16 protein-coding genes and 1 pseudogene are annotated in these 14,105 nt (G+C 41.8%); 9 read left to right on the forward strand and 8 right to left on the reverse strand.

Going from position 1 to position 14,105, the window contains the following annotated elements; all coding sequences use genetic code 11:
• Positions 1-277 precede the first annotated feature (277 nt).
• From purL to J699_RS0218635, 6 genes and pseudogenes are all read left to right on the forward strand, one after another.
• Positions 278-4,108, forward strand: coding sequence for a phosphoribosylformylglycinamidine synthase (purL, locus tag J699_RS10745; protein ID WP_032867450.1), 3,831 nt, complete (start codon positions 278-280; stop codon positions 4,106-4,108).
• 74 nt (positions 4,109-4,182) lie between these two features.
• Positions 4,183-5,388 (forward strand): multidrug effflux MFS transporter, encoded by a 1,206-nt coding sequence (locus J699_RS10740; protein WP_032867447.1) that lies wholly within the window; start codon positions 4,183-4,185, stop codon positions 5,386-5,388.
• A 229-nt stretch (positions 5,389-5,617) separates the two neighbouring features.
• Positions 5,618-5,863 (forward strand): hypothetical protein, encoded by a 246-nt coding sequence (locus J699_RS19780; RefSeq protein WP_228131909.1) that lies wholly within the window; start codon positions 5,618-5,620, stop codon positions 5,861-5,863.
• Positions 5,836-6,147 (forward strand): DUF4189 domain-containing protein, encoded by a 312-nt coding sequence (locus J699_RS19785; protein WP_228131908.1) that lies wholly within the window; start codon positions 5,836-5,838, stop codon positions 6,145-6,147. Before J699_RS19780 ends, J699_RS19785 begins: the two co-directional genes overlap by 28 nt.
• 189 nt (positions 6,148-6,336) lie before the next feature.
• Positions 6,337-6,849 (forward strand): SMI1/KNR4 family protein, encoded by a 513-nt coding sequence (locus J699_RS10735; protein WP_228133438.1) that lies wholly within the window; start codon positions 6,337-6,339, stop codon positions 6,847-6,849.
• A 62-nt stretch (positions 6,850-6,911) separates the two neighbouring features.
• Positions 6,912-7,321, forward strand: a pseudogene (locus J699_RS0218635) (NUDIX hydrolase).
• Here the strand turns inward: J699_RS0218635 and J699_RS0218640 are convergent.
• Positions 7,316-7,909 carry a hypothetical protein gene (locus J699_RS0218640; protein ID WP_032867443.1) on the reverse strand — a complete coding sequence of 198 codons (594 nt, stop codon included), beginning with the start codon at positions 7,907-7,909 and terminating at the stop codon, positions 7,316-7,318. The pseudogene J699_RS0218635 and the gene J699_RS0218640 overlap by 6 nt on opposite strands.
• Before the next feature lie 165 nt (positions 7,910-8,074).
• Here J699_RS0218640 and J699_RS19895 point away from each other — a divergent pair, with 165 nt between their 5' ends.
• Complete coding sequence (locus J699_RS19895; RefSeq protein ID WP_265596580.1) at positions 8,075-8,206, forward strand: KGW motif small protein; 132 nt, start codon at positions 8,075-8,077, stop codon at positions 8,204-8,206.
• Between the two features lie 62 nt (positions 8,207-8,268).
• On the forward strand, positions 8,269-8,583 hold the full coding sequence (locus J699_RS10730; protein ID WP_032882802.1) for an NGG1p interacting factor 3 protein, NIF3: 315 nt from the start codon (positions 8,269-8,271) through the stop codon (positions 8,581-8,583).
• Between the two features lie 6 nt (positions 8,584-8,589).
• Here the strand turns inward: J699_RS10730 and J699_RS10725 are convergent, their stop codons facing one another.
• Positions 8,590-9,732, reverse strand: a complete 1,143-nt coding sequence (locus tag J699_RS10725; protein WP_032867439.1) for a glycerate kinase — start codon at positions 9,730-9,732, stop codon at positions 8,590-8,592.
• A 130-nt stretch (positions 9,733-9,862) separates the two neighbouring features.
• On the reverse strand, positions 9,863-10,663 hold the full coding sequence (locus tag J699_RS10720) for an enoyl-CoA hydratase-related protein (RefSeq protein WP_032867437.1): 801 nt from the start codon (positions 10,661-10,663) through the stop codon (positions 9,863-9,865).
• A gap of 107 nt (positions 10,664-10,770) precedes the next feature.
• Here J699_RS10720 and J699_RS10715 point away from each other — a divergent pair, with 107 nt between their 5' ends.
• On the forward strand, positions 10,771-11,343 hold the full coding sequence (locus tag J699_RS10715; protein ID WP_165569300.1) for a nicotinate-nicotinamide nucleotide adenylyltransferase: 573 nt from the start codon (positions 10,771-10,773) through the stop codon (positions 11,341-11,343).
• Between the two features lie 13 nt (positions 11,344-11,356).
• On the opposite strand, the gene J699_RS10710 is transcribed toward J699_RS10715, so the two are convergent.
• The 5 genes from J699_RS10710 to J699_RS10690 form a co-directional block, all read right to left on the reverse strand.
• Positions 11,357-11,719, reverse strand: coding sequence for a glyoxalase superfamily protein (locus J699_RS10710; RefSeq protein ID WP_032867431.1), 363 nt, complete (start codon positions 11,717-11,719; stop codon positions 11,357-11,359).
• A 12-nt stretch (positions 11,720-11,731) separates the two neighbouring features.
• On the reverse strand, positions 11,732-12,298 hold the full coding sequence (locus tag J699_RS10705) for a CAP domain-containing protein (RefSeq protein ID WP_032867428.1): 567 nt from the start codon (positions 12,296-12,298) through the stop codon (positions 11,732-11,734).
• 114 nt (positions 12,299-12,412) lie between these two features.
• The gene (locus J699_RS10700) at positions 12,413-12,874 is read right to left on the reverse strand and encodes a peroxiredoxin (RefSeq protein WP_005229490.1); all 462 of its coding nucleotides are present in this window, start codon (positions 12,872-12,874) and stop codon (positions 12,413-12,415) included.
• 19 nt (positions 12,875-12,893) lie between these two features.
• Positions 12,894-13,580 carry a diphthine--ammonia ligase gene (locus J699_RS10695; protein WP_032867427.1) on the reverse strand — a complete coding sequence of 229 codons (687 nt, stop codon included), beginning with the start codon at positions 13,578-13,580 and terminating at the stop codon, positions 12,894-12,896.
• Between the two features lie 94 nt (positions 13,581-13,674).
• Positions 13,675-14,097: a hypothetical protein gene (locus J699_RS10690; protein WP_005229494.1), complete on the reverse strand. Its 423-nt coding sequence runs from the start codon at positions 14,095-14,097 to the stop codon at positions 13,675-13,677.
• Positions 14,098-14,105 lie beyond the last annotated feature (8 nt).

Here is a 14,105-nt window from a genome sequence, read left to right on the forward strand (position 1 = left end):
GTTTTATGGTCGGCTTGACTGGGTGTGTGGTATTTGCTGCCGGATCAGGAAACCAAATTTGGAATGCACCGATATTTTGTCCCTTGCAGTAAATGAATTGTTACGAATAAAGTAAAATGGATAAAGCTACAATAAATTAAGTCATTTGAAGCAGAAAACTCTGATTTTTAAGATGGATATGGCTAGCTGAAAAGCGCCTTTCACAGTAGAATATGCGCTCTCTTATAAGTCACATTGTGGTAGGTTCGTTAGACCCGCCCGTGGAGCCAAAGTCAACATGTTTATCGTGGCCGGTGCATCAGCACATTCTTCTTTCAAGAAAGCTCAACTCTTAAACCGATTAACGTCAATGAGTTCTGTTCAATCTTTTGACAGCCAGTGGGTTTATTTGTTTGATCAAGCGCTCAACGAGCAGCAACATCAATCGGCATTACAACTTTTAAACGATGGTCAATCTTTCGAACTTCGCCAAGCTGCAAGTGATGAAATCCAGATTTTAGTGACACCGCGTGTCGGGACAATCTCGCCGTGGTCATCTAAAGCAACAGATATTTTCAAAAACTGTAATACCCCGGTTCACCGTTTGGAACGTGGTCTGTTATTTACCTTGAAAGGGGTGAAAGAGATTTCAAACGAAGTGAAACTGGCTTTACATGATCGTATGACAGAAAGCGTTTTTGCTCATATTGATGAAGCAAAAGCGTTATTCTCGGAAACCGCACCGAAGCCGTTAAACTCAATTGACATCTTGGGTCAAGGTAAAGAAGCATTAGTCAAAGCCAACAATGAGTTTGGCTTTGCTTTATCTGAGCAGGAAATTGATTACTTGACCGAAGCTTTTACCAAGCTCGGTCGTAATCCAAATGACATCGAATTGATGATGTTTGCTCAAGCGAACTCTGAACACTGTCGTCATAAAATCTTCGGTTCAGAATGGACAATTGATGGTGAGAAACAACCATTGTCCTTGTTCCAGATGATCAAGAATACCTATAAAGAATCGCCAACCGATGTGTTATCGGCATATAAAGATAACGCGTCTGTGATCGTGGGGTATGACACCATGCGTTTTTATCCGAAAGCGGATGAAAATGGCCACTTCGTTTATAAATATAAGAGCCAGGCTGCTCATATCCTCATGAAGGTGGAAACCCATAACCATCCAACTGCAATTGCACCATTTGCAGGTGCTGCAACAGGTTCGGGCGGTGAAATCCGTGACGAAGGTGCAACAGGCCGCGGTGGTAAACCAAAAGCAGGCTTAACCGGCTTTACCGTTTCAAACTTGAATATTCCTGGTTTTGAACAACCGTGGGAAGAAAACTATGGCAAACCTTCACGTATGGCATCGCCATTACAAATCATGATTGAAGGTCCATTGGGTGGTGCTGCGTTTAACAACGAATTCGGTCGTCCTGCATTAAATGGTTATTTCCGTACTTTCGAACAGAATGTGAATGGTGAAGTGAAAGGCTTCCATAAGCCAATCATGATCGCTGGTGGTTACGGCAATATCCGTCCTGATCATGTTGAAAAAGATGCGATTCAACCGGGTGACTTGCTCATTGTATTGGGCGGTCCTGCCATGTTGATTGGTCTTGGTGGTGGCGCGGCATCTTCTGTAGACAGCGGTACCATGGGCGAGAGCTTGGACTTTGCTTCTGTTCAACGTGAAAACCCGGAAATGGAACGTCGTTGTCAGGAAGTCATCGATACTTGCTGGCGCTTGGAAGATTTCAACCCGATCGTGTCTGTACATGACGTAGGTGCGGGTGGTCTCTCCAATGCCATGCCTGAACTGGTGAATGATCACGAGTTAGGTGCGGTATTGAATCTTCGTAAGATTCCATCTTTAGAGCCAGGTATGAGCCCGATGGAAATCTGGTCAAATGAAGCGCAAGAGCGTTATGTACTTGCGATTCGTCCAGAGTCTTTAGAACAGTTTGAAGAAATCTGTGCACGTGAGCGTTGCCCGTTTGCAGTATTGGGTGAAGCGACTGAAGCACGTCATTTAACCGTTGAAGATCCTTTGTTTGACAACAATGCGGTCGACATCCCGATGCAAGTGATGTTGGGCGGTACGCCACGTATGCAACGTGCCTATGAAACGATTGAACGTACTGGCAATGACTTTGATGCTGCAAAAGTTGATTTGAAAGATGCGATTTTCCGCGTCTTGAAAAATCCAACCGTTGCATCTAAATCATTCCTGATCACCATCGGTGACCGTTCGATTACCGGTATGGTTGCACGTGACCAGATGGTGGGTCGCTGGCAGGTTCCTGTTGCGGATGCAGCAGTGACCACCACAAGTTTGCAAGGTTTCACTGGTGAAGCAATGGCCATGGGCGAACGTCCACCTGTTGCATTGTTGAATCCGGCTGCATCTGCACGTTTAGCGGTTGCGGAAGCGATTACCAATATTGCGTGTGCCAACATCGAACAAATTAGCGATATCAAACTTTCTGCGAACTGGATGGCAGCGGCGGGGCAAAAAGGTGAAGACCAAGCCTTGTTTGAAGGTGTGAAAGCGATTGGTATGGAAATGTGTCCTGCTTTAGGCATCGCAATTCCAGTCGGTAAAGATTCACTTTCAATGCGTACGACGTGGAACGATGGTGAAGAGAAAGCCGTAACTTCGCCAATGTCGGGTGTCATTACTGCATTTGCACCTATATTGGATGTACGTAAAACTTTAACACCTGAACTTAAAAATTTAGAAGATTCAGTACTTGTGCGTATTGACCTATCTAAAGGTCAGTTCCGTTTAGGCGGTTCGATCTTGGCACAGGTGTATAAAGCTATCGGTTCAGTGACACCTGACGTCGATAGTTTTGATGACTTCAAAGCATTCTTTGCCTTGATTCAGGACTGGAACAATCGTGGTGTGATCAAGGCTTACCATGACATCGGTGATGGTGGTTTACTCGCGACTGTTGCTGAAATGATGTTTGCTTCACGCTTGGGTGTCGCTTTAGAAAATCAAAGCACTGAAAGCTTATTTGCTGAAGAAATTGGCGCTGTACTGCAAATCACAGCAGCGGATTGGGCACAGTTAGAAGTTGAAGTTGCAGCATCAAGCCTGAAAGATGCCATTGCAGTTGTGGGCCGTGTTAATACAACTGATCAATTGGCTGTCAATGGTTTAACGCTAGAGCGTGCTGAATTGCAACAAGCATGGGCAGAAGTATCGCATCAGATCCAACGCTTACGTGACAACGTAGAAACGGCTGATCAAGAGTTTGCATTAATCGCAGATAAAAACCACAAAGGTTTGATTGCACAAGCAACTTATGATTTGAATGAACCTGTTGAAGCGCCGTTTATCAATACACGTCGTCCAAATATGGCAATCTTGCGTGAGCAAGGTGTCAACGGTCACGTTGAAATGGCTGCTGCATTTGACAAGGTCGGCTTCAATACCATCGACGTACACATGAGTGACTTGCTTGCAGGTCGTGTCAGCTTGAGCGATTTCGAAGGTTTAGTGGCGTGTGGTGGCTTCTCATACGGTGATGTCATGGGCGCAGGTGGCGGCTGGGCGAAATCAGTATTGTTCAATGCCAAGTTACGTGACCAGTTTGAGCAGTTCTTCCATCGTGAGAGCACCTTCAGCTTAGGCGTATGTAATGGCTGTCAAATGATGTCGCAACTTGCACCACTGATTCCGGGTGCAGAGCATTGGGGCCGTTTCCACCGTAATACTTCAGAAGTATTTGAAGCACGTGCTGTGAACGTTCGTGTAGAAAAATCGGTGTCGGTCTTGCTTGAAGATATGCAAGGTTCGATTTTACCAATCGCGGTTGCGCATGGTGAAGGTCGTCTGGTTGCAACTGAACAGCAAATTGCTGCTTTAAATGCTGAGAACCAGGTGATCTTGCGTTATGTAGATAGCTTGGGTAATCCAACTCAACATTATCCGTTGAACCCGAATGGTTCACCTGAAGCAATTACAGGCTTAACCTCTAAAGATGGTCGCGCAACAGTGATGATGCCGCATCCAGAACGTAATTTCCGTGCTTTACAGCATTCTTGGAAGCCAGAAGACTGGGCTGAAGATGGTGCTTGGTTACGTATGTTCCGTAACGCACGTAAATTTATTGGTTAATCAATCCATGCCATAAGCCACCGTCAGGTGGCTTATTTAATTCCAAATACAATAATCATCAATGGACAAGAAAAATGAAATCAAAAATCCATTTCCATGAATTTGCACTATTGATGGCATTACTGATGTCCATCGTCTCATTTTCAATTGATGCGGTTTTACCTGCACTGGGTGAAATTGGTCGTGTTTTTATCCTGCAAAATAGCAATCAGGCCCAATGGGTGATTATTAGCATTTTCTCAGGCATGACCATTGGTCAATTGATAGCAGGACCATTGTCCGATGCGATTGGGCGAAAACGGATTTTATTCACAGGTATTGTGATCTACTTTTTAGGAAGCTTATTGTGCTATTCCACCCAAAGCTTTGAATGGTTCTTGATCGGACGTTTTATTCAGGGTATTGGCGTTTCTGGACCTTATGTCGCTTCGATTTCGATTGTGCGGGATAAATATAGCGGTGCCCAAATGGCACGTATCATGTCTCTGATTATGATGGTGTTTATGGTCGCGCCTGCGATTGCGCCGAGTTTGGGACAACTGATTATTCATTTCTTTGGCTGGCGCGATATTTTTGTATTGTATATGGTCTATGCCACGGTTGTGGGAGCATGGGTTGCTTTGCGCTTGGAAGAGACCTTAGTGCCTGAGAATCGTCTGCCGATGCGGGTACAAGCTTTTAAGGATGGCTTTAAAGAAGTGGTGAGCAATAAAACCACCATGAGTTATCTACTCTGTGCAGGTTTCTGTTTTGGTGGATTCATTGGCTATCTTGGAACGTCACAGCAAATCTTTATGCAGCAATTTGGCAAAACAGGGCAGGAGTTTAGTGCTTATTTTGCTTTATTAGCAGGTGTGATGGGGATTGCGTCTTTTACCAATTCTAGAATTGTGATGAAGTTTGGCATGCGTCCGATTTGTATTTATGGCTTTCTTGGCCTGTGTTTAATTTCATTGGTATTTTTGATCATCCAGCTTGCAGGTGTAACCGTTTCATTCTGGATGTTTATGTTGTATGCCTGCATTCTGTTTTTATTGTTTGGTACATTGTTTGGAAATCTGAATGCGATTGCCATGGAACCGATGGGGCATGTGGCAGGTATGGCTTCGGCGATTATAGGGGCATCATCTTCGGTGTTATCTCTTATTCTCGCCTCTATTATTGGTCAGTTATATAACGGCACGTTGATTCCAATGACCAGTGGTTTTGTGATTTTGTGTGGTTTGGCATTTGCGATGACAATGTATGAGCACAGATTACATAAGAAATCAGAAGCCTAAAGAATATTATTAGTTCCTAATCTTTTTAAAGGGTAGTAAAAGTATAAAGCTCTTTCTTAGATGGCTTTTATACCTAGCTCATATTATTTATAAATCTATCCTAATAAATCGTTCATAAAATTTTAACCCATTAGGCCAATTTCTTTTTTGAATACTTAGTTTTACTCGCAATGATTCAAAATGCAGTAATCTTTAATTTATATCAACCTTGAATAAAGAGAGATAAGAGATGAAAGAAAATTATGGTTTATTTATTGGATTGGTCTTTGCTTTATTTACACCATATTCAGTCGCGCAGGTTCCGATTGCCCCTGGCGTTTATGCTTGCGATGGTGCTGCTCAAGCAGGGCCATGTAATGGTGGAGGTTCGGGTGGAACAAATTCTTCATCGAGTTCACCTTATGGTGTCGTCGGATATGCTCATGCTGCACCAAAATGGGCAGATCGGTGGGGGCGATTGCATCTGATAGAATAGCTATTTTTGGTATTGTAAGTAATAAAGCAAGTAAAAAGGAAGCGAAAAGCTCTGCGATTCAAGAATGCATAAATAGAGGAGGAGCGAAGTCTAAGTGTGAGATTACTTTAATCTATTATAATCAGTGTGCAGCTGTAGTGGCAGGATTAAATGGTACAATTTCCTCGCATGCTCCCAGTGTAGAAAATGCTGTGCAACAAGCTATGAATAAATGTAATGCTGAGAAGGGTGGACAATGCCGAGTTTATTATTCGGGCTGTAGCTATCCAGAGCAGATTCAGTAAGTTTTTTTTATAAAGAGAGTGCTGTAAATCAGTAATATAAAAGTGTATATGAGCGCATTAATTTAAAAACACATACTAGATGTTTCTTTTATATAATGTTCAGCATAATTAAAGAGTTAGAGATTCTTATACATGGTTGATTTTGTTTCTGAGCTGATAAGCTGTCGACATGAAGATACGCATTAGCCTTTGTATCCAGAACATATTCAAGGCTATACAGAGCAAGAAATTAACCAGATTGCTGAAATTTATAATCTAAAGATACATGGACAGTTCCGAGAGTTTTTATTGCAAATGGGAAGATGCTCAGGTGGTTTGTTATGGGGTGATTCTGTTCTTATGTATGGACCTGCATGGGAAAAACAGAAATATAAGGATTTGCAGCAAACTTTTATTAAAGATGAAATTGCTAATCCTACCAAAGGGATGATTGATGCTATTGAAAATAAATTATTTTTTCTAACAATGGAAAATGAATGCTGCTTTTTTACTTATTTAGCCACAGCAAGAGAAGATGGGAGGAATAGTGTCTGGGCATTGGATGACGGACAACCTGAGTCAGAATTTAGTTCTACTGGATCCACGCTGTTAGAATATTTAAGATGGTTAGTAAAATATGAGACGAAACAAGCACGTTTTGAGAAAAAAGTGGTCAACTTTAAACAGGATAAAAAATATATTACTGGACGGTTATTAGACTAAATCATTAGTCTGGAACTAAAAGTTTTATTTATATAACTTCAAGTAACTAAAAGTGTAGTGTTATGAAAAAAGTTGTCCCGGTAATTTTAAGACATAAAAATCATGGCTTGGAAATATTGGCTTTTCGGCATCCACTTGCAGGGATGTAATTGGTTAAAGGGACAATAGATCAAGAGGAAAAATATGATCAAGCTGCAATCCGTGAATTATTTGAAGAAACAGGGTTGAATGCTGAACCAAATCCCAAGTTTATTGGAAATTTTAAACTCAAATCTAATCAGCAAAACTGGTATTCTATGTATGCGAGGTGAAGGGTGAGCTGGCTGAAACGTGGCAACATCATTGTCAGGATGGAGGTGGTTTAGGCTTTAGGTTCTTTTGGTATTGTTTAGATCAACAACCAGAGGATTATTGGCATGAAACCTTTAAAGAAGCTCTAAGCTTTTTAAGGAATAGCTTAACGTGGTCATAACCCATCTTCTCTTGATGAAAGCCAGTCTTGATATTTGTCTCTTAAATCATTTCTTTTCGCTTCATCAAAGATAATAAAATCAATACCACCATCATAAGGTGCAACAATTATATTCTGCTCAAAAGAAACCATAAAAGCCTTTAATTCATCATCAGCGATCTTTTTCAACAAGTCATTGTGTTGATTGGTTTGCCAAGTGACTTCGACACTACATGGTCTAAAGAAATGATCTTCATCTTCTCCATCATAATATTCAGGATTGGCTTGCGTTAAGTTGATTTCCTGCTCTAAATGAAATTGGTATTTGAGCATAAAGGCAGGGACATAAACTTTCTTGTTTCTGCTCAATGTGAAGTAATGGCCTGAAACAATAAAAATAGAAGTGTCAGTACCGAAGCAGTCTGTAATAATTCTATTATGTCGATCTAGCAATAATTCATATTCTGCAGCCGTATCTGCATATCTTTTGGACTTGGGTAGGCTATGAATCCTAAACCAAAATTGTGGAAAATCTTGGATTAAATAATGAGAAATTGGAAGTTTGTTGGGATAATAAAAATCCCATTGTGATTGGAAAGAATGAGCCATATTAATTTATAAGAATTCTATAGAAATTTATTTTATTTTAATTAGATAGAAAGATAAATCTAGAGATTAGGATTGTTTTATTGAATCACTTATAAAAATTTTTGCAGAGTTGGTTTAATTCTTGCTTCTCTTATTTCCACAATGAATAACATAGGCGAGAACGGCATGATGAAAAATGAAAACTATTTAAGAACAAGCTATTCAAAAGACAAAGGCTGGTTTTGGTTTGGCTTCACGGTGTTTATCCAATTGCTATTTATTGCTGTAAGTTATCTCATGATTAATCTTCAACTTTGATTGTTCAGCACTTATACCGTTATGATTGAAGCCAGATTGATTTCAATTTGAGCCATTTTACGATGTTAAAACTGATTTATTACGTACCTGAATCTCATCTGGAAGCGACCAAACAAGCAATTTTTGATGCTGGGGCGGGTGGTATTGGAAACTATGAACACTGTGCTTGGCAAGTCAAAGGCATCGGGCAATTTAAGCCCGTTAAAGGTGCCAATCCGTTTTTAGGACAATTGGATAAACTCGAGCAGCTTGAAGAATGGCGAGTTGAAACTATTGTCTTAGAGGAGAAGGCCAGTGCAGTAGCAAAAGCTTTAAAGGCAAGCCATCCTTATGAAGAACCGGCCTTTGAGTTTATCCTGATTTTAGATATTCAATAAGCTTTATTATTTATCAGGCATCGTGCTTTGAATTAATCGGGCGATATCGGCTGTGCGTGCGCGGATCAACTCTGCTGCATTTTGACAGGCTTGTTCTAGCGTGCTTGGGCCGGAAGTTAAAGAAAAGGCAGCGGTAATGCCATGTTCGTATAAAGCTTGATAGTTTTGCCCAAGTGTTCCTGCAATCACAATCACCGGGATATTGGCAGCTTGTGCGATTTTGGCCACACCGAATGGGGTTTTGCCATTTAAGGTTTGTTGGTCAAGTTTACCTTCGCCAGTAATCACCCAATCCGCCCCCTGAATTTTATCGGCAAGTTGATTTAGTTCTGCAATGACTTCGACACCCGATCGAAACTCGGCCTTTAAAAATGTTTTAGCCGCAAAACCCAAGCCACCCGCAGCTCCTGCACCAGTTTCATTACGTTGATCAAAGCCAAAGTATTGAGCCGTAACATCGGCAAAACGGGAGAGGGCTTGATCTAAGGCCAACACTTGTTGAGGTGAAGCGCCTTTTTGTGGCCCGAAAATATGTGAAGCGCCGTTTACTCCGCAAAGTGGATTGGTGACATCAGCGGCCAATAAAAATTTAGTCTGTTGAATTCGTGAATCAAAATTTTCCAGATCGATCTGTACCAGGTTTTGCAGAGCAAGACCACCAACAGGCAAGACTTGATGATCTGCATCCAGAAATCTGGCACCTAATGCATGGAGTAAGCCTGTACCTGCATCATTGGTTGCGCTACCGCCAATTGTCAGAATAATTTCCTTAGCACCGGCATCCAAAGCAGCCAGGATCAGCTCACCTGTACCAAAAGTACTGCTGATACAGGCATTACGTTGTGAAGGCTTTAGCAACTGGATACCACTGGCTTGTGCCATTTCAATGATGGCGATCTTTTCAGCCTCTAACCAGCCCCATTTTGCCAGTACAGATTGCCCAAGTGGGCCTTGTACGGTTTGTTCGCGCCATTGACCTGAACAAGCTGTTAAAACTGCGTCAATTGTTCCTTCGCCGCCATCCGCCATGGGGCAAGTCACAATTTCTGCATCAGGAAAAACCTGTTGCCAACCCAAAGCAATTGCTTCTGCCACATGCTGTGCGGATAAGCTGTCTTTAAATGAATCAGGAGCAATGACGACTTTCATAGTTTTAAAATTTAGTTTTGATCTGAGTCGAGCTTAGACGGTCTATTCTTAAATATCTATATGGATATGCAAAATAAAAAACCACTTAACTTTTAGGCTAAGTGGTTTATTTAAATGATTTGGACAGTGATTAATTAAACTGAGAAAAATCAGGCTTACGTTTTTGCATAAAGGCTTGTACCGCTTCCATCATTTCTGGAGAACGTACACGTTGCATAAAGATTTCAGCTTCATCATCAACACACTGGATGATTTCAGCCAAGTCCTGTTTCATCAGTGCTTTAGTTTGTTTGATCGACGCCAATGGCAGCGCAGCTAAATGTTGCGCAGTTTGCTGTGCAGTGACATAAACATCTTCAACCACATCATTGACCAGATTGGCTTTTACCGCCGTTGCTGCATCAAATTTCTTCGCCGTGAATAATAACTCGGCGGCTTTCTGGTAACCTGCCTGTTTGACCAGTAAACGGCTAGCTGCACCTTCCGGAGATAGGCCAAGGCTGACAAATGGAATCTGGAACAGGGCCGTATTGTCTGCAAACACCAGATCGGCATGTAATAAAATCGTAACCCCAATACCAATCGCAACCCCTTTGACTGCAATGATTAGCGGTTTTGAAAAACGGGCAGCTGCTTTTAATAACACAAATGGCGGTTGGTCGCCCGCTTTACCTTCATGCGGCTTTTGAATAAAGCCCATAAAGTCTTTCATGTCATTACCCGCAGTAAAGTCTTGTTCTGCACCACGGAAGATCACCACACGAACGTCTTTATCCGCATCGGCTTCATCCAAAGCTTTTGCGATCCAAAGATAAAGTTCACCATAGAGTGCATTTTTTGCTTCTGAACGGTTAATGGCTAAGGTGAGTACGCCATCTTCTAAATTTGCTTGCAAATGTTGATGAGGTTGTTGAATACAGCTAAGTGTCATCGTACTATCCTTGCTTTAATCCAGATTGTTGTTAAGTGCACTCATTATGTCGCATATTTACCAGAATGGCACAACTGATGAGTTCACAAAAAAGTGAAATTAAGCCTATGTACACATTTGACTATCTCGTTTTTATTGGACGCTTCCAGCCATTTCATCTGGCACATATGCAAACCATTGAAATTGCGTTACAACAAAGTCAAAACGTGATCTTGGCTTTAGGTTCGGCTCAATCGGAACGTAACATCAAGAATCCTTTTCTGGCGGTTGAGCGTGAGAAAATGATCTTGTCGAACTTTTCTGAACAAGATCAAAAGCGCATTCATTTTGTGCATGTGGTTGATGTGTATAACGATGAAAAATGGGTCAAGCAGGTCAAAGATTTGGTCAACGGGATCATTCAACCAGATGCAAAAGTCGGTCTGATTGGTCACTTTAAGGATGAATCTTCCTATTATTTACGCTTATTTCCTGAGTGGCAGATGGTGGAACTGGAGAGTTTGAAAAACTCGATTTCTGCAACGCCCATGCGTGAAGCGTACTATCGGGGGGAGATTCAAACCGAATTTTTCCCTGAGGGCACCATTCAGTTTTTAAATGATTTTCAGCAATCGGCAGTTTATCCAAAATTACAGCAAAAATTTAAGGATAATGATCGTTCCAATATTGATGAAGCTTGATCGCTTGGGGAGACTAGGTATCTTCCCAAAAAATAATTCGATTTGAAAATGGATCGCTTATACTCAGCTCCAAGGTTTCCCAATCGGTTTTCTCCACTTGAGGTTTGGCAAATTTATAGTCTTTTGCATTCAGTTCTGCATGAAGCAAACTGAGGTTTTCCCAGTAAATACGGATGGCACTGTGCGGGCTGGCATCCCCAAAATGCTCAGTTAAATGAATGATGCAATCTTCTCGGGAAATCTGTAGATAAAGTGGGAAGTTATCCCCAAAGCTATGTTGCCAGTCGAGTTGAAAGCCCAAATAGTCCAGATAAAATGATTGGGCAAGTTCGACATCGAAAATACGGAGAATGGGGGTAATTGAGCCAGATTGCATGCTTATTCCTTTTTATCGAACACCAAATTGTTGAGTCCAATACGTTTTTTGCTTCGCCGATTGATCAACTGTACAGGCGATCGCATAATCTGTAAATTTTGGATGCATCAAATTGCGACAATGCACCGGACTGGCCAGCCATGTTGCCATCACTTCATTCAAGCTATTTTGTCCACGTGCCACATTTTCTCCACCGCCGTGGCCTTTAAATTGTGTCTTTAAGCGGCTTCTAAAATCTTGACCTGTACTACTGGTGTGTCCGAGCATACCGTGTTGAGCCATATCCTGCGCATGCGCAAACGCACTTTGGGATAAAGCATGACTCCATTTTAAGGGAGCTACGGCAGGGAAATGCTGACCACCACATTGCTGTGGATGCTGCCGAATTTCATTGATTGCATTCAGAATAGCCTGCTGATAGGCAGGGTTTTGTATATCCTGACAGCGTATTGAGGCGGTCGGCTGATTAATTTGTGCGACACTAAAGGACTGTTGTTGAGATGTCGCAGGTGTGCTTCTACTACAAGCGGATAAGAACATGAGACAGATAAGGCTAGAAAGTGGTTTTAGAGGATTCATTTTCAGTATCTTTTAATTATTTTTAATGTCCTTATCATACGCTAAGCAGCAAGTGAACAGCAATTTGCCTGAATAAAAAAGCGGATATGGAATCCGCTTTTTTATAGAATCATCTTAAGCTGTTTGCAGGGCTTTTAAGTCTTCTAATACTTGTTCAGCATGTCCAGCCGCTTTAACTTTGCGATAGCTTTTTACTAACTGCTTGTTATGGAAAATAAAGGTTGAGCGTTCAATGCCCATGACCTGTTTGCCATACATATTTTTTTCTTTAATCACGTCGAAATGTTTACACAGCACTTCTTCTTTATCACTGATTAAATCAATACTGAGCGATTGCTTTTCGGTAAAGTTCTGATGCGCTTTGACCGAGTCGCGTGATACGCCAATAATTTGACAGTTTAAAGCATCAAACTGGTCTTTCAAGCAAGAAAAGCCCACTGCTTGAGTGGTACAACCAGGGGTTGAGTCTTTAGGATAGAAATAGAGTACCAACCATTCACTGCCAGTCTCAGCCAGATTGATTTCACCTTGTGTAGTTGGGAATACATGATTCGGTAATTGAATATTCTCAGACATTGTTCATCCTTCAATAAAATTAGTTTTGCTCAAGCTCAAGCGGTAAAAAAGCATATTCTTCATGATAAACAATATCGCCGTGACGTACAGGAATAGCTTTGTTAAAAATTGGTCCGTCAATCACGGTGGTGTGAAATTCTCCACCTTCACCGCATGGATCAACGCCACGATCTTCCAATTCTTGGATGTATTCCAGTGTGAGAATTTTGCCTAAATCTTCGACTTGCATACCCAGTTTCAGATTGATGGTGACGATGACACTTTTAAACCCCAGCTGAATAAATTCTTCGACCACTTCCCGGTGAGGGCGTAACCACAGCGGCATGCCCAGTTTCAGTCCCACTTGCTGGGTGACTCGATCATGCCAGCAACCATGCTCAGGCATATCCAGATCACCGGTAACCAGCACTTCTGCACCATGTTGTTTGGCTTGATCGAGCAGGGCAATGAACCTTGTTTCATAATCAGCCCAACTGGAAGAGGTCATAAACACGGGTAAAGCAACCGCATCTGCTTGTGCCCGGATAATCTCCAGCGGCATGGCATGGGAACGAGAACGCTGACCTTGTTCTTCCAGCATGACAATGAGCCCAATCACAGTGCCTGTTTGCATAGCATGATATAGGGCGAGGGAACTGTCTTTACCACCACTGAACGAGACAATAGATTGTCGTTGCTCGGCATTGGTTTTCCATTGATCTTGCATGGTGTTATTCAACTGATTCTAGATAAAGGGGATTTTAACAAAGCCCAATAAAAAAGCCTGCATAAATGCAGGCTTTGTTTTCAACAATACAGGCTTATTTTTTCGGAGCCTGTTGTTGCTGTTGAGCAGCTTTCATTGCTTCTTCAGTCAGTTTCTCTAACTTGCTAACAAGTGGAGCACCTAAACATGCTTGTAGGTCTTTATTTTGCTGTTGCACAAAACCTAAAGAGCTTGGGCTTTTCTTGGCATTGATTGCGCTCTGGATTTCCCATTTTTGCGCTTCAGTTACTTTACCTTGAGCATCAATCTGGCAACCACAGAACTTGCTAACTTCAGCCGCTGTTAATTTACCGCCTTTTGCAGTCTGGTCTTTACATACGTTGACCAATGCTGCTTTTACATTGGTACTTTTATACGCAGTTTGTAATGGATTATCAGCTGCGTGAGTTGCTGTCGCAAAAAGTGCAGCAGCTGACATCATTGTAGAAAGAATAAGATTTGATTTAGAAAACTTCATATAATGTA

The organism is Acinetobacter sp. 1000160, from assembly GCF_000588715.1.
In the GTDB taxonomy this organism is placed as follows: Bacteria; Pseudomonadota; Gammaproteobacteria; order Pseudomonadales; family Moraxellaceae; genus Acinetobacter; species Acinetobacter courvalinii.